The sequence below is a fragment of the Pseudomonas migulae genome (assembly GCF_024169315.1).
Classification (GTDB): domain Bacteria; phylum Pseudomonadota; class Gammaproteobacteria; order Pseudomonadales; family Pseudomonadaceae; genus Aquipseudomonas; species Aquipseudomonas migulae_B.
Window position 1 is genome coordinate 3,931,017 of the sequence record NZ_JALJWR010000001.1, and the last position, 24,125, is coordinate 3,955,141.

At 59.9% G+C, this 24,125-nt stretch carries 22 protein-coding genes; 13 read left to right on the forward strand and 9 right to left on the reverse strand.

Annotation, left to right across the window (positions count from 1 at the left end; translation table 11 throughout):
• Window positions 1-91 precede the first annotated feature (91 nt).
• Complete coding sequence (choX, locus tag J2Y86_RS18075) at window positions 92-1,012, reverse strand: choline ABC transporter substrate-binding protein (protein WP_253434243.1); 921 nt, start codon at window positions 1,010-1,012, stop codon at window positions 92-94.
• A gap of 16 nt (window positions 1,013-1,028) precedes the next feature.
• Complete coding sequence (gene betC, locus J2Y86_RS18080; protein ID WP_253434246.1) at window positions 1,029-2,543, reverse strand: choline-sulfatase; 1,515 nt, start codon at window positions 2,541-2,543, stop codon at window positions 1,029-1,031.
• A 114-nt stretch (window positions 2,544-2,657) separates the two neighbouring features.
• Between betC and J2Y86_RS18085 the strand changes: the two genes are divergently transcribed.
• Complete coding sequence (locus tag J2Y86_RS18085; RefSeq protein ID WP_253434249.1) at window positions 2,658-3,608, forward strand: choline sulfate utilization transcriptional regulator; 951 nt, start codon at window positions 2,658-2,660, stop codon at window positions 3,606-3,608.
• A 33-nt stretch (window positions 3,609-3,641) separates the two neighbouring features.
• Here the strand turns inward: J2Y86_RS18085 and J2Y86_RS18090 are convergent, their stop codons facing one another.
• Window positions 3,642-4,304 carry an NAD(P)-dependent oxidoreductase gene (locus J2Y86_RS18090; protein WP_253434252.1) on the reverse strand — a complete coding sequence of 221 codons (663 nt, stop codon included), beginning with the start codon at window positions 4,302-4,304 and terminating at the stop codon, window positions 3,642-3,644.
• Window positions 4,305-4,388: 84 nt separating this feature from the next.
• Here J2Y86_RS18090 and J2Y86_RS18095 point away from each other — a divergent pair, with 84 nt between their 5' ends.
• Window positions 4,389-4,715, forward strand: a complete 327-nt coding sequence (locus J2Y86_RS18095) for a DOPA 4,5-dioxygenase family protein (protein WP_253434255.1) — start codon at window positions 4,389-4,391, stop codon at window positions 4,713-4,715.
• Here the strand turns inward: J2Y86_RS18095 and J2Y86_RS18100 are convergent, their stop codons facing one another.
• Window positions 4,716-5,117, reverse strand: coding sequence for a GFA family protein (locus J2Y86_RS18100; RefSeq protein WP_253434258.1), 402 nt, complete (start codon window positions 5,115-5,117; stop codon window positions 4,716-4,718). It lies immediately after the preceding gene.
• A 418-nt stretch (window positions 5,118-5,535) separates the two neighbouring features.
• Here J2Y86_RS18100 and J2Y86_RS18105 point away from each other — a divergent pair, with 418 nt between their 5' ends.
• From J2Y86_RS18105 to J2Y86_RS18145, 9 genes are all read left to right on the forward strand, one after another.
• Entirely contained in the window at window positions 5,536-6,843 is a 1,308-nt protein-coding gene (locus tag J2Y86_RS18105; protein WP_214380014.1) for a CitMHS family transporter, read from the forward strand.
• 85 nt (window positions 6,844-6,928) lie between these two features.
• Window positions 6,929-7,696, forward strand: a complete 768-nt coding sequence (locus tag J2Y86_RS18110) for a TerC family protein (protein ID WP_253434261.1) — start codon at window positions 6,929-6,931, stop codon at window positions 7,694-7,696.
• 215 nt (window positions 7,697-7,911) lie between these two features.
• On the forward strand, window positions 7,912-9,570 hold the full coding sequence (locus J2Y86_RS18115) for a Na/Pi cotransporter family protein (protein ID WP_253434264.1): 1,659 nt from the start codon (window positions 7,912-7,914) through the stop codon (window positions 9,568-9,570).
• Between the two features lie 193 nt (window positions 9,571-9,763).
• A complete protein-coding gene (locus J2Y86_RS18120) occupies window positions 9,764-11,140 on the forward strand; it encodes a M16 family metallopeptidase (protein ID WP_253434268.1) in 1,377 nt (458 codons plus the stop codon).
• A 189-nt stretch (window positions 11,141-11,329) separates the two neighbouring features.
• Window positions 11,330-12,358 (forward strand): DUF5924 family protein, encoded by a 1,029-nt coding sequence (locus tag J2Y86_RS18125; RefSeq protein WP_253434272.1) that lies wholly within the window; start codon window positions 11,330-11,332, stop codon window positions 12,356-12,358.
• A gap of 54 nt (window positions 12,359-12,412) precedes the next feature.
• Complete coding sequence (locus J2Y86_RS18130) at window positions 12,413-13,561, forward strand: ABC transporter permease (RefSeq protein WP_253434275.1); 1,149 nt, start codon at window positions 12,413-12,415, stop codon at window positions 13,559-13,561.
• On the forward strand, window positions 13,558-14,361 hold the full coding sequence (locus tag J2Y86_RS18135) for an ABC transporter ATP-binding protein (protein WP_253434279.1): 804 nt from the start codon (window positions 13,558-13,560) through the stop codon (window positions 14,359-14,361). The genes J2Y86_RS18130 and J2Y86_RS18135 overlap by 4 nt, the downstream gene beginning before the upstream one ends.
• A gap of 1 nt (window position 14,362) precedes the next feature.
• Window positions 14,363-15,301 carry an MlaD family protein gene (locus tag J2Y86_RS18140; protein WP_253434282.1) on the forward strand — a complete coding sequence of 313 codons (939 nt, stop codon included), beginning with the start codon at window positions 14,363-14,365 and terminating at the stop codon, window positions 15,299-15,301.
• A complete protein-coding gene (locus J2Y86_RS18145; protein ID WP_253434285.1) occupies window positions 15,298-15,921 on the forward strand; it encodes an ABC-type transport auxiliary lipoprotein family protein in 624 nt (207 codons plus the stop codon). Before J2Y86_RS18140 ends, J2Y86_RS18145 begins: the two co-directional genes overlap by 4 nt.
• A gap of 129 nt (window positions 15,922-16,050) precedes the next feature.
• Here the strand turns inward: J2Y86_RS18145 and J2Y86_RS18150 are convergent, their stop codons facing one another.
• From J2Y86_RS18150 to J2Y86_RS18170, 5 genes are all read right to left on the reverse strand, one after another.
• On the reverse strand, window positions 16,051-17,280 hold the full coding sequence (locus J2Y86_RS18150; protein WP_214380022.1) for a nucleoside recognition domain-containing protein: 1,230 nt from the start codon (window positions 17,278-17,280) through the stop codon (window positions 16,051-16,053).
• Between the two features lie 205 nt (window positions 17,281-17,485).
• The gene (gltP, locus tag J2Y86_RS18155) at window positions 17,486-18,817 is read right to left on the reverse strand and encodes a glutamate/aspartate:proton symporter GltP (protein ID WP_253434288.1); all 1,332 of its coding nucleotides are present in this window, start codon (window positions 18,815-18,817) and stop codon (window positions 17,486-17,488) included.
• A 716-nt stretch (window positions 18,818-19,533) separates the two neighbouring features.
• Window positions 19,534-19,998 (reverse strand): inhibitor of vertebrate lysozyme family protein, encoded by a 465-nt coding sequence (locus tag J2Y86_RS18160; protein ID WP_253434291.1) that lies wholly within the window; start codon window positions 19,996-19,998, stop codon window positions 19,534-19,536.
• Between the two features lie 2 nt (window positions 19,999-20,000).
• Complete coding sequence (locus tag J2Y86_RS18165) at window positions 20,001-20,165, reverse strand: DUF1328 domain-containing protein (protein WP_003177151.1); 165 nt, start codon at window positions 20,163-20,165, stop codon at window positions 20,001-20,003.
• A gap of 81 nt (window positions 20,166-20,246) precedes the next feature.
• Window positions 20,247-20,534, reverse strand: a complete 288-nt coding sequence (locus tag J2Y86_RS18170; protein ID WP_253434294.1) for a hypothetical protein — start codon at window positions 20,532-20,534, stop codon at window positions 20,247-20,249.
• Window positions 20,535-20,970: 436 nt separating this feature from the next.
• Between J2Y86_RS18170 and algB the strand changes: the two genes are divergently transcribed.
• Together algB and J2Y86_RS18180 are read left to right on the forward strand one after the other, a co-directional pair.
• The gene (gene algB, locus J2Y86_RS18175) at window positions 20,971-22,317 is read left to right on the forward strand and encodes a sigma-54-dependent response regulator transcription factor AlgB (RefSeq protein WP_253434297.1); all 1,347 of its coding nucleotides are present in this window, start codon (window positions 20,971-20,973) and stop codon (window positions 22,315-22,317) included.
• A gap of 10 nt (window positions 22,318-22,327) precedes the next feature.
• Window positions 22,328-24,118 carry an ATP-binding protein gene (locus J2Y86_RS18180; RefSeq protein ID WP_253434300.1) on the forward strand — a complete coding sequence of 597 codons (1,791 nt, stop codon included), beginning with the start codon at window positions 22,328-22,330 and terminating at the stop codon, window positions 24,116-24,118.
• The last annotated feature ends 7 nt before the right edge of the window (window positions 24,119-24,125 follow it).

A 24,125-nucleotide genomic window follows, 5' to 3' on the forward strand; every position in this document is an offset into this window, starting at 1 on the left:
TATCGATTGCAGGAGTTTGGGGCCGCTTCGCAGCCCAACGGGGATAAATCCCCTCGCCACAGTGGGTGAACTGTATTGAGGGGCTGGGAAATTAGAGCTTGGCTTTTACGGCCGGTAACGCATCCTTCCCGTCCACGGTCTTCACGCCATCCAGCCACTTGTCCAGCACCGCCGGATTAGCCTTGATCCAAGCCTTGGCGGCGTCCGCATTGCTGACCTTCTTGTTCACCACATCCGCCATGATGCTGTTCTCCATCTCCTGAGTGAAACTCAGGTTGGTGAGCAGCTTGCCGACGTTCGGGCAGGCCTGTGCATAACCTTTGCGGGTCAGTGTGTGGACGCTGCCGGTGTCGCCAAAATATTTCTCGCCACCCTTGAGGTAATGCATTTTCAACTGCACGTTCATCGGGTGCGGCGTCCAGCCGAGGAAGGTCACGAACTTCTGCTTCTTCACCGCGCGAGACACTTCGGCCAGCATCGCCTGCTCGCTGGACTCGACGAGTTTCCACTGGCCCATGTCGAAGTCGTTCTTCTTGATGATCTCTTGCAGCGAAATGTTCGCCGGAGCCCCGGAGCCGATGCCGTAGATCTTCTTGTCGAACTTGTCAGCGAACTTGTTCAGGTCGGCAAAGTTATGCACACCCGCGTCCCAGACGTAGTCCGGGACAGCCAGTGTGAACTCGGTGCCGTCGAGGTTCTTTGCCAGTTGCGTGACATCGCCAGTGGCCACGAACTTGTCGTAGAAACCCTGTTGCGCCGGCATCCAGTTCCCGAGGAACACGTCGACCTGGCCATCCTTCAAACCACCAAAGGTAATCGGCACCGCGAGGGTATCGACTTTGGCCTTGTAGCCCATGCCGTCCAGCAGAAACCCGGTGATGGCGTTGGTGGCGGCGATGTCGCTCCAGCCAGGATCGGCCATTTTCACCGTCTCGCAGCTTTGATCGGCATACGCCGACGCACTGCCCAGAGCCAGCAGCCCGACCGTCAGTACTGTGGATAACTTTTGCATGGACTTCCCCTTAACATTATTGGTTTTGGCAGGGTTGTGGATAACGTGCTTTGCGTTCCAGGTCGTCGAGATCGATGTGGTTGCGCATGTACTGCTGACTGGCGTCCACCAGGGGCTGGTGATCCCAGCTCTTCAGCTTGCCGATGGTCAGCGCGTCGGCGACGAATCGCCGACGACGCTGGCTCGCGAGCACCTGTTGGTGTATCGCCGGAATGTTCCATTTGGCCCGCGCTTCGGCCAGAAATTCCTCGAACAGTGGCCGATGTTGCGGCGACTGGCTGAGTTCTTCCTGCTCACGCGGGTCGTTGTGTACGTCGAAGAGTAGGCACGGGTCGTCTTCGCTGTAGATGAATTTGTAGGCGCCGCGACGAATCATCATCAACGGGCTGATGGTGCCTTCGGCCATGTATTCGCCAAAGACTTCATCATGACCGCCCTGCCCTTGCAGGTGCGAAACCAGCGAGCGGCCGTCCAGTGGCAGGCCCGGCTCCAGCGAGCCGCCGGCCAACTCCACAAAGGTTGGCAACAAGTCAGCGGTGGAGACCGCCGCGCTGACCCGGCCGGCGCCGAACTGCCCCGGAGCACTTATCAACAGGGGGACTCGCGCGGCCATTTCAAACCAATGCATTTTGTACCAGAGCCCGCGCTCGCCGAGCATGTCGCCGTGGTCACCGGAGAAAACGATGACGGTGTCGTCTATAAGGCCGGTTTCTTCGAGTGTTTGCAGGAGTTTGCCGACGTTGCTGTCGATATAGCTGCACGCTCCAAAGTACGCACGGCGCGCATCCCGAATCTTATCCACAGGCAGCGGTTTGTCCCACAGGTCGTAGACTTTGAGCAAACGCTGGGAGTGCGGATCGAGTTCGGTTTGCGCCGGCGTCTGCGGCAACGGGATATCGGCATCGTCGTACATATCCCAGAACGCCTTGGGAATCGTGTACGGATCGTGTGGGTGAGTCATCGACACGGTCAGGCAGAACGGCTGGTCGCCATCCTCACGAATGTGATCGAACAGGTATTGCTGGGCCTTGAACACCACCTCTTCGTCGAAATCCAGCTGGTTGGTGCGCACACACGGTCCGGCTTGCAACACCGACGACATGTTGTGGTACCAGGTCGGACGCACGTCCGGTTCGTCCCAGTTCACTGCCCAACCGTAATCGGCCGGGTAAATATCACTGGTCAGGCGTTCTTCGTAACCATGGAGTTGGTCCGGACCGCAGAAGTGCATCTTGCCGGACAGCGCGGTGCGGTAGCCGAGGCGCCGCAGGTAGTGGGCGTAAGTCGGCACATCGGCGGGGAAATCGGCCGCGTTGTCGTAGGCGCCGATCTTGCTCGGCAACTGACCGCTGACCAGGGTAAAACGCGACGGCGCGCAGAGTGGGCTGTTGCAATAAGCGGCGTCGAACACCACGCCTTGCGCGGCGAGGCGGCTGAGATTCGGCAGTTTGATTGGCGAAGGACCGTAGAACGGCAACATTGGCGCGGCCATTTGATCGGCCATGATGAAAAGAATGTTCTTGCGCTTCATGTGATCGCGGCATTCCATAGTGAATATTTATGCGAGAGTGCTGCGATCGAGCATGGAGTCCATGCACTTTGTGGTAAAGCCCATGCCAGGCAATGACTAGGATAAGCACAGCTTATGTATGACGCTCTGGGTGATTTGTCCCTTGATCTGCTCCGTGCCTTCGAGGCCGCGGCGCGCCAGCGCAGCTTCACCGCAGCGGCGGTTGAGCTCGGCACCACGCAACCGGCGATCAGCCAGCAGATCAAACGGCTGGAAGATCAGCTCGCCACACGGCTGTTCGATCGCATTTATCGCGGCATCGAATTGACTGAGGCGGGGGCGATTCTTTTCGAGCAAGTTCAACTCGGTTTACAGAATATCGACGCAGGATTGAGCGCAATCAGCGCACAGCACCAGCATGAAGTGTTGCAGGTTGCCACCGATTTCGCCTTCGCCGCCTACTGGCTGATGCCCCGTCTGCACCGCTTTCATGCGGCCAATCCGCAAGTGGACGTCAGCCTGGTCACCAGCGAACGCAGCCTCAATATGCTGCGCACGGATATTGATGTGGCGGTGCTGTTCGGCGATGGGCGTTTTAAACAGGGTGAAAGCCATTGGCTGTTCAGCGAAGAAGTGTTTCCGGTGTGCAGTCCGCTGCTGTTGAAGGACCGTGCCCTGCCCTTGCCTGCACAGGCGCTGCTGGAATTCCCGCTGCTGCACCTGCGGGGTGAAAACAGTAGCAACTGGTTCGACTGGAGCGGCGTGTTTCGCGAGTTGGGCATCACGTCGGCGCCAGCGCCCGGTCAATTACGCTTCGACAATTACACACTGCTGATTCAAGCGGCGATTGGCGGCCAAGGCGTGGCGATTGGTTGGCGGCACCTTGTGGATAACTTGCTCGCGCAAGGTTTGTTGTGTCGACCGATTGCCGATACGGTGATGTCCCGGCAGGGTTATTACGTGGTCCTGCCCCAGCGCAAACGGCGTGGGGCATTGATTCAACAGTTTGTGGACTGGTTGATGGCGGAACAGGCCAGCAGTGCGCAATCGCTCAATGGTCTGCCGTTGCCTTCTATCGCTGTGTGAGCACGGAAAAGATCGCCCGAACGCGGCCTTTTACTAGTCCGAAGTCGCAATGAAATTAACGTGTTCGCCAACGTGCAGATTCATGTGCAGCTCATCGGCAATACCCGCCGCGACGCGGCTCAACCGCTGAAGCGGTTCGGCCAACCCTGGTTCCAGGCTGCTGCTGACCTGACTGAAATGCTCGATTGTCAGCCCCGCTACGCCGCGTGGCGCATTGACCATCGTCCAGTGCAACGCGCTGCCTTGCAGCGCATCGCGGATTTCCTCCGCCGCGTGGCGTTGCAGTTGATCCTCGATCTGCGGATCGTCCAGCACCTCGAAGTCCCCCACCAGAAACAGTCTGGCGATGCCGGCGGCTTCCATGCCATCGATGAGTGCATCGACCGCCAGTACTTGTTCGACGGGACCCAGCAGGATGGATTTTTCTACATGCTCGCTGTTGAACGGCAACCCGGGTGCGTCCAGTAGACAGATGACGGCCGAGCAGCCCGCCACGCTTTGCTTCACTCGCTCGGAGTCAAACAGATCGCCGGTCTTGGCGCGCAAACCGGGGCGCGGCGCCAGCGCCGTCAGGTCGTCGAGAATGGCGATCACTTCATGTTGGCGCCGCAGCATTTCAGCCATCAGCGCACTGCCCAAGCTACTCATGGCACCATACAGCACCACTTTTATCACTGGGGTTTCGGCATTTTTCATGGCTGGGCTCCGCACTTTCCTACCTATATGGCGTGTGACCTGTAGGAATCGGTGAGGGTTCGACCGGGTTTCAGAGGGATTCAGATGCAACAGATCAAGGGCTATCACGCCCATGTGTATTTCGACGCCGCCTGCATTGATCAGGCGCGCGCGTTGTGTGAGCAAGCGGCGCAGCTATTCCCGCTAAAGATGGGGCGCGTGCACGAACGCCCGGTGGGGCCGCACCCGGACTGGAGCTGCCAGTTGGCATTCGGTCCGGAGATCATCGGCGACGTGTTGCCGTGGCTGGCCCTCAACCGCAAGGGCCTGGTGGTGTTCCTGCACCCGGACACCGGCGACGATCTGCTCGATCACACCGAGCATGCCATCTGGATGGGCGCGATTCGGCCACTGGATCTGTCTATTTTCTGATCACAGGGTTTCTTCGGCTTCACCCGGCAAGTGTTCGTCCAGGTGCAGCCATGGCAGACGGCTGTCGGTCCAGATATGCCGCTCGGCCGGGGCCTGCTCGGGATGATCGAGGGTGGCGATGGTCAGGTCGATGCTCTCGGGACTGAGCTGCGTGACCAAAGCAACCTGGGCCCCACAGGTCGGGCAGAAATAACGTACGCAGCTGGATGAGGAAACGTACTGCGCCGGTGTGCCTTTCACCCATTCGAAGGTGGAGGCGGGCACGGTGATCCAGGTGGTCACGATCCCGCCGCTGACCCGTCGGCAAATCGAGCAGTGGCAGTGGGCGATGTCGTGCAAAGGGCCGCTGAATTGATAGCGGAGATGGCCGCAGTGGCAGCCACCTGTGTGAATGTCGCTCATGACCTTTCCTCCTGTTGCGATTTTACGGACGCCTTCGCGAGCAAGCCCGCTCCCACAGTTGTTTTGTGTACGACGCTGAACCAGTGTGGGAGCAGGCTTGCTCGCGAAGGCCTCAACCCGGTCTCACCCCCTGCCCCGGTCCGACGACCGGTTGCACATCCGGTCAATGCTTTCATCGGCGAAAGCTCGGTGAAAGCTTCCCCGATTAGGATCGCCCTCACTGCCGGCAACAGACCGGTGGCCAATGCCAGTGTTTTATAGCTCGCACGGCCCATTTAACAACAACAATGGTGACCCTGATGTCCTTTGCTACCCGCCGCTTCGCCGCAACTCCGCCCGTACGCCTCGTGCTTCCCGTTCTGCGCTGACCCCACCCGGTTCGCCCATTCCCTAGCCGCGCTACGCCTGGAGTATTCCCATGCTGACTTTCCTTGGCTTCGCCATGGTCATCACGTTCATGTTCCTGATCATGACCAAGCGCCTGTCCGCGCTGATCGCCCTGATCATCATCCCGATCGTCTTCGCCCTGTTCGGCGGTTTTGCGCCGAAGATCGGCCCGATGATGCTCGAAGGCATCACCAAGCTCGCGCCGACCGGCGTGATGCTGATGTTCGCCATTCTCTACTTCGCCCTGATGATCGATTCCGGCCTGTTCGACCCGGCCGTGCGCAAGATCCTCAAACTGGTCAAGGGCGACCCGTTGAAGGTTTCGGTCGGCACCGCCGTACTGGCGCTCGTCGTTTCCCTTGATGGTGACGGCGCGACCACTTACATGATCTGCGTGGCCGCCATGCTGCCGCTCTACAGCCGCATCGGCATGAGCCCGCGGATCATGGCCGGCCTGATCATCCTCGCCGGCGGCGTGATGAACATGACCCCGTGGGGCGGCCCGACCGCCCGTGCGGCCAGTGCGCTGCACGTGGACCCTTCGGCTATCTTCGTTCCGATGATTCCGGCGATGGCTGCCGGTGTCCTGGCCATCCTCGCCATCGCTTACTTCTACGGCAAACGTGAACGTGCGCGTCTGGGTGAACTGCACCTGGTGGGTGACGAAATCGACCACAGCGAAATCAGCGTGTCGCAGTTCCCGGACGCCCGTCGTCCGAAGCTGATCTGGTTCAACGGCGCATTGACGTTCGCCCTGATGTGCACCCTGATCGCCGGCCTGTTGCCGCTGCCGGTGCTGTTCATGGTGGCCTTCAGTATTGCAATGATCGTCAACTATCCTTGCCTGCAACAGCAGAAGGATCGCGTCGCGGCTCACGCCGGTAGCGTGCTGGCGGTGGTCGGTTTGATTTTCGCGGCGGGTATCTTCACCGGTATCCTGTCGGGCACCGGCATGGTCGATGCGATGTCGAAGAGCCTGTTGGCCGTCATCCCGGATTTCCTCGGCCCGTACCTGGCCGTGATTACCGCGCTGGTGAGCATGCCGTTCACGTTCTTCATGTCGAACGACGCATTTTATTACGGCGTGTTACCAGTACTTGCCGAAGCAGCCAGTCATTACGGTATAACCGCGGTTGAAATGGCACGTGCCTCGATCGTCGGTCAGCCCGTCCACTTGCTGAGCCCGCTGGTACCATCGACCTATTTGTTGGTGGCCCTGGCCGGTATCGACTTTGGTGACCATCAGCGCTTCACCCTGAAGTGGGCAGTGCTGGTGTGCATGTGCATACTGGTTGCCGCGTTGCTGATGGGGATCTTTCCGCTGTTCAGCACTCTATAAGCCCAAGACTCACCAAAACGGGTCCAGGCTTTGCTGTTTGAAGCCCGGGCCCGTTCTGGTTTAACACTCGCTCAAAGGAATACACATGGAATGGCTGACCAACCCTGAAATCTGGGTTGCCTTCTTTACCCTGACCGCCCTGGAAATCGTCCTGGGTATCGATAACATCATCATGATTTCGATCCTGGTCAGCCGCATGCCCAAACACATGCAGGCGCGCACCCGAATCTTCGGTCTGGCGCTGGCCATGATCACGCGGATTCTGTTGCTGCTGTCGATCACCTGGGTCATGCGCCTCACCGCAGACCTGTTCGAAGTGTTCGGCCAGGGTATTTCCGGGCGAGACCTGATCCTGTTCTTCGGTGGTCTGTTCCTGCTGTGGAAGAGCTCGCAAGAGATGTACCACGCGCTGGAAGGTGAAGATGAAACCCATGAAGAGCCGGGCGGCAAGGGCGGCAGCTTCATCTACACCATCATCCAGATCGCGATCATCGACATCGTGTTCTCGCTGGACTCGGTGATCACCGCCGTCGGCATGGTCTCCCACGTTCCGGTCATGGTCGCGGCAATCATCGTGGCAGTGCTGGTGATGATGTGGGCTTCGGGCACCATCAGCGAGTTCATCGACAAGCACCCGTCGCTGAAGATGCTGGCGCTGTCGTTCCTGTTGATCGTCGGTACCGTGCTGATTGCCGAATCCCTGGACGTGCACGTGCCAAAAGGCTACGTCTACTTCGCCATGGCGTTCTCGTTGGCGGTGGAAGCCATCAACATCAAGATGCGCACCGCGATGGCGAAAAAGAAAAAACAGCAGGATCCTGTGAAACTGCGCAAGGATATTCCGGGGCAGTAACCCGAATGCTGTGCTGACAAGAAAGGAGCCTTCGGGCTCCTTTTTCATTGTCCGCATCAAATTGTTTTCATGACAGTTTTGTTTCAATCGCCTCTTTAGCTATGCGATGCTGGCGCCCAGACCGTTAGCCAACTACAGCTTAAGTACACAACGTAGAAAGTCGCGCGGCACCGTCAACTTGCCCCTTTGGGGCGCTACCACCACAGGGGGCCCGTATGCTCACCCTGCTCAATTTGTTATCGGCCGTGGCCTTGTTGATCTGGGGCACGCACATCGTCCGAACCGGCATCCTGCGGGTCTACGGTTCCAACTTGCGCCATGTGATCGGCCAGAACATGTCCAAGCGCTGGCTGGCGTTCATCGCCGGCATCGTGGTGACCGCCATGGTCCAGAGCAGCAACGCCACCGCCATGCTCGTCACGTCTTTTGTCGGTCAGGGCCTGATGGCGCTGATGCCGGCACTGGCAACCATGCTCGGCGCCGATGTGGGTACGGCGCTGATGGCGCGGGTCCTGACCTTCGATCTGTCATGGCTGTCGCCGTTGCTGATTTTCCTCGGGGTGATTTTCTTCTTGTCGCGCAAACAGACGCGGCTCGGGCAGATGGGCCGCGTCAGTATCGGCCTGGGGCTGATCATTCTGGCGCTGCAACTGATTGTCGAAGCGGCTGCGCCGATCACCCACGCCCAAGGGGTCAAGGTGATTTTCGCCTCGTTGACCGGCGACATCCTGCTCGACGCCCTGGTCGGCGCGTTATTTGCGATGATTTCCTACTCCAGCCTGGCCGCCGTCCTGCTGACCGCGACCCTGGCCGGCGCCAGTGTGATCAGCTTGCCCGTGGCCATCGGCCTGGTGATCGGCGCCAACATCGGCAGCGGCATTCTGGCGTTCATGAGCACCAGCATGCAGAACGCTGCAGGCCGTCAGGTGGCGCTGGGGAGCCTGCTATACAAGCTGATCGGCCTGTTGCTGATCATTCCGGTGCTCGACCCGCTTGTGCACTGGATCGACAGTCTGGATTTCAGCCCGCAGGAAATGGTCATCGGCTTCCACCTGCTCTACAACACCGTGCGTTGCCTGATCCTGCTACCCAGCGTCGGGCCGATGGCCAGGCTCTGTGCGTGGCTGCTGCCGGAGCGGCCGGAAATCAACGGCACCACCAAGCCACGGCATCTTGACCCGACGGCATTGGTGACCCCCAGCCTGGCGCTGGCCAACGCCGCCCGGGAAACCCTGCGCATCGGCGACCTGATCGACAACATGCTCGAAGCCATGCTCGACGTGCTGCGCGGCAAACAAACTGCGGTCACCCAGGAAATGCGCCGCCTGACCGATGACGTGGAAGCACTCTACAGTTCGATCAAACTCTATCTGGCACAGATGCCTCGCGAAGACCTTAGCGAACACGACAGTCGGCGCTGGGCGGAAATCATCGAACTGGCGATCAACCTCAAACTCGCCAGCGACCTGATCGAGCGCATGCTGCGCAAGGTGCAACAGCAGAAAACCTCGCAGCGCCGGTCTTTTTCCGAAGTCGGTCTGGACGAATTGGCGGGGTTGCACAGCCAGCTGATTTCCAATTTGCGTCTGGGATTGTCGGTGTTTCTCAGCGCCGACAAGGAAAGTGCTCGCCAGTTGTTGCGTGAGAAACGTCGCTTTCGCGCGCAGGAACGCCGCTTGGCCCACGCTCATGTCAGCCGGTTGCAACGCAAGATCGTGCAGAGTATCGAGACCAGTTCGTTGCACCTAGAGCTGATCGCCGACATGAAACGCCTGAATTCGTTGTTCTGCAGCAGTGCGTATGTGGTGCTGGAAACGTCTGACACCGGTGCGCTCATCGTCGATGATTTGGCTGACATCACACATTCGCCTTGAACGTCTGGCAGTGTGGTCAGTCAGTAACAATGGTTCAGCCTTCAGGCCGCTATCGCGGGCAAGCCCGCTCCCACAGTGATCTTTGGTGTAATCAGAATTGTGTCCGACCAAGATCACCTGTGGGAGCGGGCTTGCCCGCGATAGCGGCCTGAAGGACGCCACGGATCTCCGATTGATTGCCTGGAAGCATGCTATGCGTTGTTTGTTGTTCGCCTGCCTGTTGCTCGGATCACTGCCTTCGTTTGCCCTGGATCGCTTTCAGGTCGAGGGCTATACCCTGCCCAACGGCCTGCAAATGCTGCTCAAACCCGGCACCGAACGCGGGCATGTGGCCATTCGGCTGGTGGTCGGCATCGGCATCGATGATTTCAGCTGCGCCGACAAGGAACTGCCGCACCTGCTCGAACACCTGCTGTTCAGCGGCATCGACGCCACCGGCGAAGGCGGTCTGGAAGAACGCATGCAGGCGCTCGGCGGCGAGTGGAACGCGTACACCAGCAACGCCGACACCACGTTCGTCATCGAGGCGCCGGCGAAAAACCAGCGCAAGGTCCTCGACCTGCTGCTGGCGCTGCTGACCCAGACCCGAATCGACGACAACGCCATCAACGCCGCCAAACAGGTGGTCGAGCGCGAGGACGGCGGCCATTACTCACACCTGCAACGCTGGCTGGATCGTCAGGACGTGGGCCACACGGCGAGCAATCAGCTGGCGGTGGAATTGGGCCTCAAGTGCCCGGAGCGGGCCGAGGTGGATCACCTGACCCGCGAACAACTGGAGACGACCCGCAAGGCCTGGTATGCGCCGAACAACATGACACTGATCATGGTCGGCGACCTCGACCGCTTGCTGCCGGCCTATCTGGAACGGGCCTGGGGCGCACTCCAGGCGGTTGACCCGAGCGAGCATCCGCCGCTGCCGCAAATCCAGGCCAGCGCGGCCCATGAGCGTACGTTGAGTCACGGCTTTGTCGGCGGTGGAGCGAAGTTACACTGGCTGGTGCCGGAACCGGTGCTGGAAGACCAGCACGACGAAACCTTCGACCTGCTCAAGGACTATCTGGACTGGGCGCTCTATCGCCAGTTGCGCCTGGCGCACAGTCTGTCCTACGGGCCCTCTGCCGAACGAGAGGTGTTTGGCGGCGTGGGTTTCATGAGCCTCAACGCCGACCTTGAGCGCGACGATGTGCCCGAGGCCGAGCAAGTACTGGATGAGTTGAAGGCCGACTTGCTCAAGAACGGCCTGGACGCCGACACCTTCAACCGCCTCAAGCAGGCCGCCATTGCCCGTCAGGCCTGGGCTGTGCAAGGTAACAGCGCTGTGGCCGATTACTACTGGAGCGCGCTGGGGGACTACGAGGAGGGGCGTTTCGCTGACCCGGCCAGGGAGCTGCAGGGCGTGACGCTGGCAGAGGCCAACAAGGCCATGCGTGAGTTGCTGTTGCAACCGGGCTATCTGCGGATCGAGAAGCCGTTGATGAGTTATGACCAGGTGATGTGGGCGATCGCCGGGGTGTTCGCTTTGATTGTGCTCGGGCTGTTGGCGTGGCGTGTTCATCGCAGACGATAACCAATCCCCTGTGGCTGCGTATGCTGTTCACTTGAGAAAATCATCAGGCTGGCAACAAATCCCCTCGCCACAGTAAGATTTCCAATCCGGGTTTTGTATTTGGCCAAAGTGACCGGGCGCCCTCGCCACAGCGCCCTCCTCAGCGGTAACCTGTCGGGGATTTTTCCCACGACTATTGTGAATCGCCGAATGCCTACCCTGACCTTGTTCGTACAGCGCATCCTCGAATTGATGAAGCGCTACCCAGGGGTCATTGCGCTCGGCGGTTTCATCTCGGGGGTCGGCAGCTTCATGCTGGTGGATCGTCAGCAAGGCCTGGCGACCTGGATCACCATTATCATGGTGATCAGCTGGATCTGGCTGATGCTGGAAAACAGCCTCACCCAGCTCTTCACCCGGATCTTCAAACGGGAAATTCCCCAGCCGTTGCTGCGTTACGCCACGCAGATGATCCACCAGGAAAGTCTGTTTTTCGTCCTGCCGTTCTTTCTCATCACCACCACGTGGAACAGCGGACAGCTGTTTTTCACCGGGCTGCTGGGCATCGCCGCGCTGATTTCCATCACCGACCCGCTCTACTACAAATGGCTGGCGCCCCGGCGCTGGGCGTTCCTGGCGCTGCACACGCTGACGCTGTTTGCCGCGCTGCTGACCGCCCTGCCCGTCATCCTGCACCTGACCACGTCCCAGAGTTTCAAACTGGCCCTGGGTACGGCCGTCGTTTTGTCGTTCCCGAGCCTGGCGTCGATCTTCCCGATCCGGACGGTGCGCAACGCGCTGGCCATTCTGAGCATCACCGTCGGCATTGGTGGCGTGGGTTGGGTGCTGCGCTCGTGGGTGCCGCCAGCCACGCTGTGGATGACCGATGTCGCGATCAGCACCCAGATGCAGGACCGCACGCCTGGCAAGAGTCTGGAAGAAGTCAGCGCCGAGCAGATCCGTGGCGACGGCCTGTACGCCTACACGGCGATCAACGCGCCGCGCGGTCTGGACGAGCGGATTTACCATGTCTGGCAGTTCAACGGTAAAGAAGTCGACCGCATCGCCCTGGACATCCACGGCGGGCGCAAGGAAGGCTATCGCGCCTGGACCCACAAGCAGAACTTCCCCGGTAACCCGGCGGGCAAGTGGCAGGTGCGGGTGCTGACCGAGGACGGCCAGTTGATCGGTGTGTTGCGCTTCACGATCACGGACAGCACACCGACCAAAGAAAAGTAATGCGGTTCGTGCTATTACGTAGTTCTGCGTAACAGCCGAACAAGCACGGAGCTTATGACCAGCAGCACAATGCCCGGCAGTGCCTTGATGGACACTTCGCACACCCCTGCGCAATTGCGGGTCACGGGTGACTGGACGCTCGCCCATTACGCCGATCTCAAGGCGTTGTGCGAAAAGCTCCGCGGCCAATACGACGACAAAACCCACATCGACCTTAACAGCCTCGGTGCGCTCGACACCGCCGGCGCCTCGCTGTTGGTGGAATTGCTCGGTTCGGACCGGCTGGGCAAGTCCGCCGAACATCCCGACTGCACCTTGTCCGTCGCCGATCGTGCGTTATTGCAGACCGTTTATTGCTCGATGACCGACTTCTGCGTGCCGATCAAGGAACCGGAAATCGGCGTCGGCATTCAACTGCTGACGCGCATTGGCCGGGCGGTGGATGCTGTTTGGCAGGACACCCTGCAACTGCTGGGATTCGTCGGCCTGATCCTGGAAACCATCGCCCGCGGCCTGTTCCGTCCCAAACGCTGGCGCATCACGCCAATGGTTGCGCACATCGAGCAGACCGGCCTCGACGCCGCACCCATCGTAGCCCTGCTGACGTTTCTGGTGGGCGCTGTCGTGGCGTTTCTCGGGGCGACGGTGCTGCAGAGTTTCGGTGCGAGCATTTTCACCGTGGACCTGGTGGCGTTCTCCTTCCTGCGCGAATTCGGCGTGCTGCTCACCGCCATCCTGATGGCCGGGCGAACCGCCAGTGCGTTTACCGCGCAGATCGGCTCGATGAAGGCCAATGAAGAGATCGATGCCATTCGCACCCTCGGCCTCGACCCGATGGAGTTGCTGGTGGTGCCGCGCGTGCTCGCGCTGCTGGTGGCGCTGCCGATGCTGACCTTTCTGGCGATGCTGTCGGGGATTGTCGGCGGTGGCGTGGTGTGCGCCGTGGCGCTGGATATCTCGCCGGCCATGTTCCTCTCGCTGCTGCAAACCGACATCGGCGTTCAGCACTTTTTGGTGGGCATCGTCAAAGCGCCGATCTTTGCGTTCCTCATCGCCGCCATTGGTTGCCTTGAAGGCTTCAAGGTCAGTGGCAGCGCCGAGTCTGTGGGGGCGCACACCACGTCGAGTGTGGTGCAGTCGATTTTCGTGGTGATCGTGCTCGACGCCGTGGCCGCGTTGTTTTTCATGGAGATGGGCTGGTGAGTCGTCTACCCCGAGCGCCCTCCGAGGCGGTGATCGAAGTCCGTGGGCTGTGCAATCGTTTTGGCCGCCAGAGCGTGCACGAGAACCTCGACCTGGATCTGTACAAGGGCGAAATCCTGGCCGTGGTCGGCGGTTCCGGCAGCGGCAAATCGGTGCTGCTGCGCAGCATTGTCGGCTTGCGCCAGCCCAGTGACGGGGTGGTGAAGGTCTTTGGCAAGAACCTCCCGACGCTGTCCGAACACGAGCGCTCGATGGTCGAACGGCGCTTCGGTGTGCTGTTTCAGAAAGGCGCCCTGTTCTCTTCGCTGACCGTGACCGAAAACGTGGCCCTGCCCCTGATCGAACACGCTGGCCTGAGCCGCAACGATGCCGAACACCTGGCGGCGGTCAAACTGGCGTTGGCCGGGCTACCACTGTCGGCGGCAGACAAGTACCCCGCTTCGCTGTCCGGCGGGATGATCAAGCGCGCGGCACTGGCCCGTGCGCTGGCGCTGGACCCGGACATCCTGTTTCTCGACGAACCCACCGCCGGCCTCGACCCGATCGGCGCGGCGGCTTTCGATCAGTTGATCCTGACCCTGCGCGATGCGTTGGGTTTGAGTGTGTTTCTGGTGACCCACGACCTCGACACGCTCTACACCATCACCGACCGCGTGGCGGTGCTGGCGCAGAAGAAAGTGCTGGTGGCGGACGCCATCGACAGGGTCTCGGAAACCGACGACCCGTGGATTCACGAATACTTCCATGGCCCTCGCGGCCGCGCGGCGCTGACGGCCGCTCAACAGTTGAATGAGGTCTGACATGGAAACCCGAGCCCATCATGTATTGATCGGCCTGTTCACCGTGATTGTGGTGGCAGGTGCCCTGCTCTTCGGCTTGTGGCTGGCCAAGTCCAGCGTCGACACCGAGTTCAAGGATTATGAAATCGTTTTCAACGAGGCGGTCAGCGGCCTGTCCAAGGGCAGCGCGGTGCAGTACAGCGGGATCAAGGTCGGCGACGTGGTGACATTGCGCCTGGACCCGAAAGACCCGCGCCGGGTGTTGGCGCGAATTCGTCTGGGCGGTGATACGCCGATCAAGGAAGACACCCAGGCCAAACTGGCGCTGACCGGGATCACCGGTACGTCGATCATCCAGCTCAGCGGTGGCACGCCGCAAAGCCCGACGCTCAAGGGCAAGGACGGTGATCTGCCGACCATCGTCGCATCGCCCTCGCCCATCGCCCGTCTGCTCAACGACAGCAACGATTTGATGGCTGGCGTGAACGTCTTGATGCACAACGCCAATCAGATGTTTTCCGCGCAGAACGTCGAGCGCATCAGCAAGACCCTCGAGCATCTGGAGCAAACCACCGGCACCATCGCCGATCAGCGCGGTGACATCCGCCAGGCGATGCAGCAACTGGCGTCGGTCGGCAAGCAGGCCGGCGCGATGCTGGAGCAGACGTCGGCGCTGATGCGCAACGCCAACGGCATGCTCAACGATCAGGGCAAGCAGATGTTCGGCAGTGCCGAGCAGGCCATGAAGTCGCTGGAACAAAGCAGCGCGACGATCAACAAGTTGCTCACCAACAATCAGGATTCCCTCAACAGCGGCATGCAAGGTCTGAACGGTCTGGCCCCGGCGATGCGCGAGTTGCGCGATACCCTGACGTCGTTGCGGGCGATTTCCCAGCGCCTGGAAGCCAACCCCAGCGGATACCTGCTGGGCAATGACAAGAACAAGGAGTTCACGCCATGAAACTGCGCCACGTTGCCCTCCTCGGCGCTTTTGCGTTGACCAGCGCTTGCTCGATCCTGCCCAAGTCCGAGCCGTCCGATGTGTATCGGTTGCCTTCGGCCCAGAGCGTTTCTCCCAGCCACGGCACGCCGCAGCGCTGGTCGCTGCGCCTGACCAAGCCGCAAGCCAGCGAGGCGTTGAACAGTCCGCAGATCGCCGTGATTCCGCAAGGCGACCTGATCAGCAGCTACAAGGCTTCACGCTGGAGCGACCCGGCGCCGGTGTTGCTGCGCAATCGTCTGCTCGATGGTTTCCAGCGTGACGGTCGGGTTGCGTTGCTGAGCACCGACGACAGCAATTTCCAGGCGGACCTGGAATTGGGCGGGAGTTTGCAGGCGTTCCAGACTGAATACCAAGGCACCGCGGCGAGTGTGGTTGTGCGTCTGGATGCGTTGCTGGTGCGCGGTTATGACCAACGCATACTCGCCAGCCGCCGCTTTGAAGTGCGCCAGCCGTTGAACGATGTGAAGGTGCCGGCGGTGGTGGCCGGGTTTGGCCAGGCGAGCGACCAGTTGACGGCGCAGGTGGTGAGTTGGGCGGTGGAGCAAGGACAGAAAGTCGCGCCGCCTCCCCGCCCTTGAAGCCAACGCTGAACCCTGTGGGAGCGGCGGTGCGACGATTCGACTTGCCAGCGATAGCGGTGTCGATTGTGCTGACGCCTTCGCGGGCAAGTCGAATCGTCGCACCGCCGCTCCCACAGGGTTTTGTGCTTAGCCGAAGAACCAGTAGCAAACACCGATAGCGCCGAGCACCCCGGCCAGTTCCGCCAGCAACGCACACCCCACCGCATGCCGTGCCCGCTGAATCCCCACGGCGCCGAAATACACCGCCAGCACGTAGAACGTCGTTTCCGTACTGCCCTGAATCGTCGCCGCCACCAACGCCGGGAAGCTGTCTACCCCGGACGTCTTCATGGTTTCGATCAGCATCGCCCGAGCCGCGCTGCCGGAGAACGGCTTGACCATCGCGGTCGGCAACGCATCCACGAAGCGGGTGTCCCAACCGGCCCACTCCACCAGATGCCGAATCCCGTCGAGGCCGAAATCCAGCGCCCCGGAGGCGCGCAGCACGCCCACCGCGCACAGCATCGCCACCAGGTACGGCAGCAGATTCTTGGCCACGTCGAAGCCTTCTTTCGCACCTTCGACGAACGCCTCATACACCTTCACTTTGCGCAGCGCGCCGATCACCAGGAACAGCATGATCAGCCCGAACAGCGTCACGTTGCCGAGGATCGAGGACAAACCGGCCAGCGCGGTCGCCGAGAGCGTCCCCAGCAACGCCATGAAGCCGCCGAGGGCGAGGGCTCCGGGGATCAGATAGGCGAGCACCACCGGGTCCCACAGGCGCAGGCGCTGCATGACCGCCACCGACAGCAATCCCACCAGCGTCGAACAACTGGTGGCGAGCAGGATCGGCAGGAACACCAGCGTCGGATCCGGCGCGCCTTGCTGGGCGCGGTACATGAAGATCGTCACCGGCAGCAGGGTCAGGGAGGAGGCGTTGAGTACCAGGAACAGGATCTGCGCGTTGCTGGCGATGGTGTCGCTGGGGTTGAGCTCTTGCAGCGCCTTCATGGCTTTCAGGCCGATCGGCGTGGCGGCGTTGTCCAGGCCCAGGCCGTTGGCGGCGAAGTTCAGGGTAATCAGGCCGATGGCGGGGTGACCGGCCGGCACTCCCGGCATCAGGCGCAGGAACAACGGGCCCAGCGCCTTGGCCAGCCATTCGACGATCCCGGCCTTCTCGGCGATGCGCAGAAAGCCCAGCCAAAGCGTCAGCGTGCCGAACAGCAGGACCATAACCTCGACCGACAACTTGGCCATGGCGAAAATGCTTTCCACCATCGCCGCGAAGATCCCGGCGTTGCCACCGATCAGCCATTGCGCCAGCGCCGAAACGGCCGCCACGATGAAGAAGCTAAGCCACAGGCCATTAAGCATCAGTCAAATCCCCCGAAGAATGCCGCGAATGATAGCGGGGTAGCCAGAAACGACAAACCCCGGATTTCTCCGGGGTTTGTTTGGTATTGCCAGCGAAGGCCCAATGTGGGAGCGGGCTTGCTCGCGAAGGCGGTGTGTCAGTCAACATAGATGTTGAATGTACCGGCCTCTTTGCGAGCAAGCCCGCTCCCACATGGGTTTTGCATCAGTTGTTGGAAGTCTCACCCACCGGCAGTTTTTCCTTGCTGCGCCAGTGCGGCAGCGAGTTCCAGTAGCGCTGGCCCTTGGCATCGTCGTACATGCCTTCCCAACGGGAGATGACCAGTACGGCCAGGGCGTTGCCGATCACGTTCAGTGCGGTACGCGCCATGTCCATGATGCGATCGACACCGGCAATGAACGCCAGGCCTTCCAGCGGGATACCCACGCTGCCCAACGTCGCCAGCAATACAACGAAGGACACGCCCGGTACGCCGGCGATGCCTTTGGAGGTCACCATCAGGGTCAACACCAGCAGCAATTGCTGGCTGATCGACAGATCAATGCCATACAGCTGGGCAATGAAGATCGCCGCGATGCTTTGGTACAGGGTCGAACCGTCGAGGTTGAAGGAGTAGCCAGTCGGCACCACGAAGCTGCAGATCGCTTTTGGCGCGCCGTAGGCTTCCATCTTCTCGATCACGCGCGGCAGCACGGTTTCGGAGCTGGCGGTGGAGTAGGCCAGCACCAGCTCATCCTTGAAGATGCGCATCAGCTTGATCACCGAGAAGCCGAACAGGCGAGCGATCAGGCCCAGCACCATGAAGGCGAAGAAGGCGATGGCGAAGTAAACCAGGATCACCAGTTTGGCCAGCGGCAGCAGGGACGCGAAACCGAAGTTGGCAACGGTCACTGCGATCAGTGCGAAAACGCCGATCGGGGCGTAGTTCATGATCATGTGGGTGACCTTGAACATGCTTTCCGACACGCCCTGGAACATCGTTACCAGCGGGTCGCGCAACTCGGGCTTGAGGCTCGACAGACCGAGACCGAACAGCACCGAGAAGAAGATGATCGGCAGCATTTCACCGCGAGCGATGGCCGCGAAGATGTTCGACGGGATCAGGTTGAGGATGGTTTCGATGAACGCGTGTTCATGCTGTACCTCGGCGGCGGTCGCCTGGTACTTGGAAATGTCCACGGTGCCCAGGGTGCTCATGTCGATGCCGGCGCCCGGATGGAACACGTTGGCCAATACCAGACCGACGACGATGGCGATCGTGGTGACGATCTCGAAGTAGATGATGGTCTTGAGGCCGATGCTGCCGAGTTTCTTCGCATCACCGACGCCAGCGATACCGACGATCAGCGACGAGATCACGATCGGGATCACAATCATCTTGATCAGACGGATAAAGATATCGCCTGCCGGTTGCAGGACGTTGCTGATCCACCAGGCCTTTTCGGCACTGAAATGGTTGAGCAGCGCACCGATTGCAATCCCCAATACCAGACCGATGAGGATCTGCCAGGCGAGGCTGAGCTTTGCCTTCTTCATATCTTTACCCTTACTTGCGTTTGACTCAGGCAGATGCAGGAACTGGAACGCTTGTGGCGAAAAAGTCTTGAGCATCTGCCCCCGTATAAGGTGCCCCGGAGCGATTATTCATGGCTCTCTGGCAGGCGAAAAAAGGCGCAACTATTCCGATGCAAGGAAGCGACGTCTAATGCCGTAAACGCCTACCCTATGCCGAATCGGCATGAGGTTTTTTTCCTGAAACCGACGTCGCAAACGGTTCGAATGTGACATTTCGGCAGGCATACGTGCCGTGAACCGGCCATTTCCGGGCGGGGTGGGTGTTTTTTGATCATTTGCGCGGGAGGGGTATTTCAGAAAATTCCGATCGAGAGGAACAAGAAATCGCTGCAAAATCAGGCAGTTTTTTCTCGATGTACGGTCACGCAAGAAACACCGGGAGCGTATTTTCCGGTAATCGTTCGTGCGAATGGGAGAGTGATTCAGCAACACCGAATGGATTGCTCTGTTTCAGCGCATTGCGCGCATAAGCTCTTCGCAAGTCCGTCGCGCCACCTTGGGGCGGCGAACTTGCGTCGCAGCTTTTACCTGACCCGGCCCTTGCGCAGGCACTCCCTGTACCCGTAGGTCACTCCGCCCTTGAAACAGGCAGAACGTCCCGGCCCCTTGGTCATGCGTCTACCTTCCTCAGGCAGCGCATTGGAGAGAAGCAATGCTGCTTCTTTCATGTGACAGATTCAGTACCAGTTCGGATCTTTTTTCAGTTGTTCCATCAACAGATCCTGCATGCCCTGGTCAGGCTTGCCGAGGAAGCGGTAATCGGCATGCCGCGTTGGCGACTTGTCGGCCGGCAATCCTGCAGGCACTTCGACCAGCATGGCGTAGGCGTCCTTCTTGTCGAAGCTGATGGCCACGATCAAGCGTTTGTTGAGGCATGTGTCATGCGATTCGCAGAGCGGCCCCACCAGATACTTGTCGCCATCTTCTTCCACGGCGTTCATTTGCTCGGCGTCACCAGACAGGTTCATCACCCATTCCGGCAGGCGTTCTTCCTTCTTCACCACGCCTTGCCAAGTGTCATGAAACTGCGGGTCTGCGCTCAACAACTCGTTGACCCGCGCCTGGCCATCATTGGCCGCCATCGCGGTGGCACTGCCGCCCAAAAGCAGGGCGGCTGCCATCGTTTTCAGTAAAACGTTCATCTTCAACCTCGACCGCGACGGCCAAAGAAGAACGAAGCAATAAACATCACCAGGAACACGACAAAGAGAATCTTGGCGATACCCGTGGCGGTGCCCGCGATACCACCGAAGCCCAGTACTGCAGCGATGATGGCAATGATCAAGAATGTGATTGCCCAGCTCAACATGGTGATTCTCCTTACGCTTCTATTTAGAGGTAATGCTTGTGGTGCATGTCCCGGCGCATCGAATGCGCCAAGTTCGTGTGTCTAGAACACCCAACGTTCCTGACGGGGCATCTCATCCACAGGCTGAGCCTGGTCGACGTCCATCATTCGCATCGGCGCGCTGTCGGCAGAGGTGCTGCTGACGGCGCTGAAGTGGGTTTGGGTCTTGTGCTGAATCGACAGGCGTGGCGCTTCTTGCTCCTGGCTCTGCTCCCAGCGCTGAAACTGCTGGCCGCCGATCAAGGTGATCAATAGCGCCAGGACAGCAAACAGGCCTTGCTGGATATGCAGTGGCGAGATACGCAATTGGGCGGCACGTTGGCGACTCATCCTGAAGCTCCTCCCACACGGTGGTGATTTGATTGAGGGCGACGATTTCGATGCCCTTGGTTAATCAGACTATTGCAGCCCGCATGCCAGCTTTTCATGATAAAAAATATCAATAAAATCAATCAGTTATGAAGGTCGTGAAAATCACTTCGGACGCATCCTGCACGATGGCCCTTTTGGCGTCGTGCGTAATGCACGATAAGCTCGTAGGAAGTTTCAGAATTTTTGAATTGCGAGGAGGGCGTAGATGTCTCACAGGAAGTCGGGAGAGCGCCTGAAAACCAGCGATCCGATAAAAAAACAACAAAATCAGGTGATTAGCCGTAGGGTGAGTAGATAGCTACCCCGATGCGGTCGGAATCGACCAGAATCAACCATGCAACTTGCCCGATTTTTCCGGGACTAACCAAGATCATTCGTTAAGGAGCGTAGGAAAATGGAATCAGCCACCGAGCATCGGGGCCGCATTTTGCTGGTGGACGACGAGTCTGCCATCCTGCGAACGTTCCGCTATTGCCTCGAAGACGAGGGCTACAGCGTCGCCACGGCCAACAGCGCGGCGCAGGCTGATGCGTTGTTGCAACGCCAGGTGTTTGATCTGTGTTTCCTCGATTTGCGCCTGGGGGAAGACAACGGTCTCGATGTGCTGGCCCAGATGCGCATTCAGGCGCCGTGGATGCGGGTTGTCATCGTTACTGCTCACTCGGCCGTGGACACCGCCGTAGACGCGATCCAGGCGGGCGCCGCTGATTACCTGGTCAAGCCGTGCAGCCCCGATCAATTGCGCCTGGCCACCGCCAAGCAACTGGAAGTGCGGCAATTGTCAGCACGTCTGGAAGCGCTGGAAGGTGAAGTGCGCAAACCCAAGGATGGGCTGGACTCCCACAGCCCGGCCATGAAAGTCGTGCTCGAAACCGCCCGCCAGGTGGCCAGCACGGATGCCAACATTTTGATCCTTGGTGAATCCGGCACCGGTAAAGGTGAACTTTCCCAGGCCATTCACGGCTGGAGCAAGCGCGCGAAAAAATCCTGCGTCACCATCAACTGCCCCTCGCTGACGGCCGAATTGATGGAAAGCGAACTCTTCGGCCACAGCCGTGGGGCCTTCACCGGTGCGAGCGAAAGTACGCTGGGGCGAGTGAACCAGGCTGATGGCGGTACGTTGTTTCTCGACGAGATCGGCGATTTTCCCCTGACGTTGCAGCCAAAGTTGCTGCGTTTCATTCAGGACAAGGAATACGAGCGCGTCGGCGACCCGGTAACCCGCCGCGCCGATGTACGCATCCTGGCCGCCACCAACCTCAATCTTGAAGACATGGTGCGCGACGGTCGTTTCCGTGAAGACTTGCTCTATCGCTTGAACGTCATCACCTTGCATCTGCCGCCGTTGCGCGAACGCCGGGAAGACATCTTGAACCTCGCTGACCGGTTCCTGGCGCGTTTCGTCAAGGAATACGCCCGTCCGGCGCGAGGTTTCAGCGATGAGGCCCGTGAAGCGTTGCTCAGCTACCGCTGGCCGGGGAACATTCGAGAGTTGCGCAACGTGGTTGAGCGGGCGAGCATCATTTGTCCACAGGAGCGCGTCGAGATCAGCCACTTGGGCATGGCCGAAACGCCGGTCAACAATGCGCCGCGCATTGGTGCTGCGCTGAGTCTGGACGAGTTGGAGAAGGCGCACATCGGCGCGGTACTGGCCACCGCGGACACGCTGGACCAGGCCGCGAAGACGCTCGGCATCGACGCTTCGACGCTGTACCGCAAACGCAAGCAGTACAACCTGTGAGTCCTGCCCGATGAAACTGGCGATGAAGTTGCGTACTCGGCTTTTTCTGAGTATTTCCGCACTGATCACCGTCGCGCTGCTTGGGCTGTTGCTCGGGCTGGTTAGCGTGATGCAGATGGCCGGAACCCAGGAAGCACTGGTCCGCAACAATTTCGTCAGCCTGGATCTGGGCTTGAAACTGCGCCAGACCTTAGGCGATCAGCTGATTTTGATGATGAGCGACAAACCCGATCCCGCGGCGTTTGAAGCTTCAAAGCAGCATTATTTTCAGCTGCTGGATGAAGGTATCGCCCATGATCAGGGGAGCGAAGGACGCCAGTACGGTTTTGTGCAGGCCAAGAACGATTACCTGAACTTTCTTCAGGCGTTGGCTCTGTCAAATGATCCGTCCCATGTGCTGATTGGCAATGCAGCGCTCACTGAAAAATTCAATGTATTGCGCAACGGTCTGATCACCGAGCACAAACACGCGCTGGACAGTATCAATGAAACGCAACGTAAGGCCCGGGATCGGGCGCTGCTGATTGCCGGCCTGCTCGGGCTGGTAGGTCTGGCGGTGCTGATTATCGGGTTTGTGACCGCTCATGCGATCGCGCGGCGTTTCGGTGAGCCGATCGAAGCCCTGGCCCAGGCCGCCGACCACATCGGCCAAGGCAACTTCGAGGTGACACTGCCGATTTCCTCGGCAGTGGAGATGAATCAGCTGACCAAGCGCTTCGGAATCATGGCCGAAGCCCTGCGACAGCATCAGGCGACCAATATCGACGAATTGCTTGCCGGCCAGCAGCGGTTGCAGGCGGTGCTCGACAGCATTGACGACGGTCTGTTGATGATCGACCGTGATGGCCATCTCGAACACCTCAACCCGGTGGCGCAACGCCAGTTGGGTTGGGACACCGACCGTCTCGGCCAGGGGTTGGGCTCGGCGCTCGAACGCCCCGAGCTGGATCAGCAGCTGCAACTGGTCCTGCGCGGAGGCACGCTGGAGCGGGCGCCGGAGGACTTGAGTATCGAAGTCGATGGCGAGTCCCGGCTGCTCACTTACAGCCTGACGCCGGTCAGTCATACCCAGGGCCATATTCTGGGCGCGGTGATGGTGTTGCATGACGTCACCGAGCAGCGAGCTTTCGAGCGGGTGCGCAGCGAGTTTGTATTACGCGCCTCCCATGAGCTGCGCACGCCCGTCACCGGGATGCACATGGCCTTCGGCCTGTTCCGTGAGCGCGCGCATTTTGCCCCGGACTCGCGAGAAGCCGACCTGCTGGACACCGTGAATGAAGAAATGCAGCGCTTGATGCAGTTGATCAACGACCTGCTGAACTTCTCACGCTACCAGAACGGATTGCAGAAACTGTCGCTGGCGCCGTGTTCCATCGAGGAACTGCTGGAGCAGGCCCGGTCGCGGTTTGTCGATTCGGCGCAAGAAAAAGGCATCGATTTGCTGGTGGAAGTGCAGGGGCCATTACCGTGGCTACAGGCCGATCAACCACAACTGGACCGGGTGCTCGATAACCTCATCGACAACGCGTTGCGTCATACCGGCACCGATGGCCAGATTCGCTTGCAGGCGCGACGCCACGGCGAGCGGGTGATTATCAGTGTCGAGGACAATGGCGAAGGTATCGCTTACGGCCAGCAGGGGCGGATCTTCGAGCCGTTCGTACAAGTCGGGCGCAAGAAGGGTGGCGCGGGACTTGGTCTGGCGTTGTGCAAGGAAATCGTGCAGTTGCACGGTGGGCGGATGGGCGTCTATTCGCGGCCGGGGCAGGGCACTCAGTTCTACATGGCGCTGGCGGTATAACCCGCGT

Excerpts from the sequence above, each read along its gene's own strand:
- J2Y86_RS18130 (WP_253434275.1), top strand. The coding sequence starts at position 12,413 with ATGACCAGCAGCACAATGCCCGGCAGTGCCTTGATGGACACTTCGCAC.
- J2Y86_RS18170 (WP_253434294.1), bottom strand. The coding sequence starts at position 20,534 with ATGAGTCGCCAACGTGCCGCCCAATTGCGTATCTCGCCACTGCATATC.
- betC (WP_253434246.1), bottom strand. The coding sequence starts at position 2,543 with ATGAAGCGCAAGAACATTCTTTTCATCATGGCCGATCAAATGGCCGCG.
- algB (WP_253434297.1), top strand. The coding sequence starts at position 20,971 with ATGGAATCAGCCACCGAGCATCGGGGCCGCATTTTGCTGGTGGACGAC.
- J2Y86_RS18085 (WP_253434249.1), top strand. The coding sequence starts at position 2,658 with ATGTATGACGCTCTGGGTGATTTGTCCCTTGATCTGCTCCGTGCCTTC.
- J2Y86_RS18115 (WP_253434264.1), top strand. The coding sequence starts at position 7,912 with ATGCTCACCCTGCTCAATTTGTTATCGGCCGTGGCCTTGTTGATCTGG.
- J2Y86_RS18125 (WP_253434272.1), top strand. The coding sequence starts at position 11,330 with ATGCCTACCCTGACCTTGTTCGTACAGCGCATCCTCGAATTGATGAAG.
- choX (WP_253434243.1), bottom strand. The coding sequence starts at position 1,012 with ATGCAAAAGTTATCCACAGTACTGACGGTCGGGCTGCTGGCTCTGGGC.
- gltP (WP_253434288.1), bottom strand. The coding sequence starts at position 18,817 with ATGAAGAAGGCAAAGCTCAGCCTCGCCTGGCAGATCCTCATCGGTCTG.
- J2Y86_RS18140 (WP_253434282.1), top strand. The coding sequence starts at position 14,363 with ATGGAAACCCGAGCCCATCATGTATTGATCGGCCTGTTCACCGTGATT.
- J2Y86_RS18110 (WP_253434261.1), top strand. The coding sequence starts at position 6,929 with ATGGAATGGCTGACCAACCCTGAAATCTGGGTTGCCTTCTTTACCCTG.
- J2Y86_RS18100 (WP_253434258.1), bottom strand. The coding sequence starts at position 5,117 with ATGAGCGACATTCACACAGGTGGCTGCCACTGCGGCCATCTCCGCTAT.
- J2Y86_RS18120 (WP_253434268.1), top strand. The coding sequence starts at position 9,764 with ATGCGTTGTTTGTTGTTCGCCTGCCTGTTGCTCGGATCACTGCCTTCG.
- J2Y86_RS18160 (WP_253434291.1), bottom strand. The coding sequence starts at position 19,998 with ATGAACGTTTTACTGAAAACGATGGCAGCCGCCCTGCTTTTGGGCGGC.
- J2Y86_RS18180 (WP_253434300.1), top strand. The coding sequence starts at position 22,328 with ATGAAACTGGCGATGAAGTTGCGTACTCGGCTTTTTCTGAGTATTTCC.
- J2Y86_RS18095 (WP_253434255.1), top strand. The coding sequence starts at position 4,389 with ATGCAACAGATCAAGGGCTATCACGCCCATGTGTATTTCGACGCCGCC.
- J2Y86_RS18145 (WP_253434285.1), top strand. The coding sequence starts at position 15,298 with ATGAAACTGCGCCACGTTGCCCTCCTCGGCGCTTTTGCGTTGACCAGC.
- J2Y86_RS18165 (WP_003177151.1), bottom strand. The coding sequence starts at position 20,165 with ATGTTGAGCTGGGCAATCACATTCTTGATCATTGCCATCATCGCTGCA.
- J2Y86_RS18105 (WP_214380014.1), top strand. The coding sequence starts at position 5,536 with ATGCTGACTTTCCTTGGCTTCGCCATGGTCATCACGTTCATGTTCCTG.
- J2Y86_RS18090 (WP_253434252.1), bottom strand. The coding sequence starts at position 4,304 with ATGAAAAATGCCGAAACCCCAGTGATAAAAGTGGTGCTGTATGGTGCC.
- J2Y86_RS18150 (WP_214380022.1), bottom strand. The coding sequence starts at position 17,280 with ATGCTTAATGGCCTGTGGCTTAGCTTCTTCATCGTGGCGGCCGTTTCG.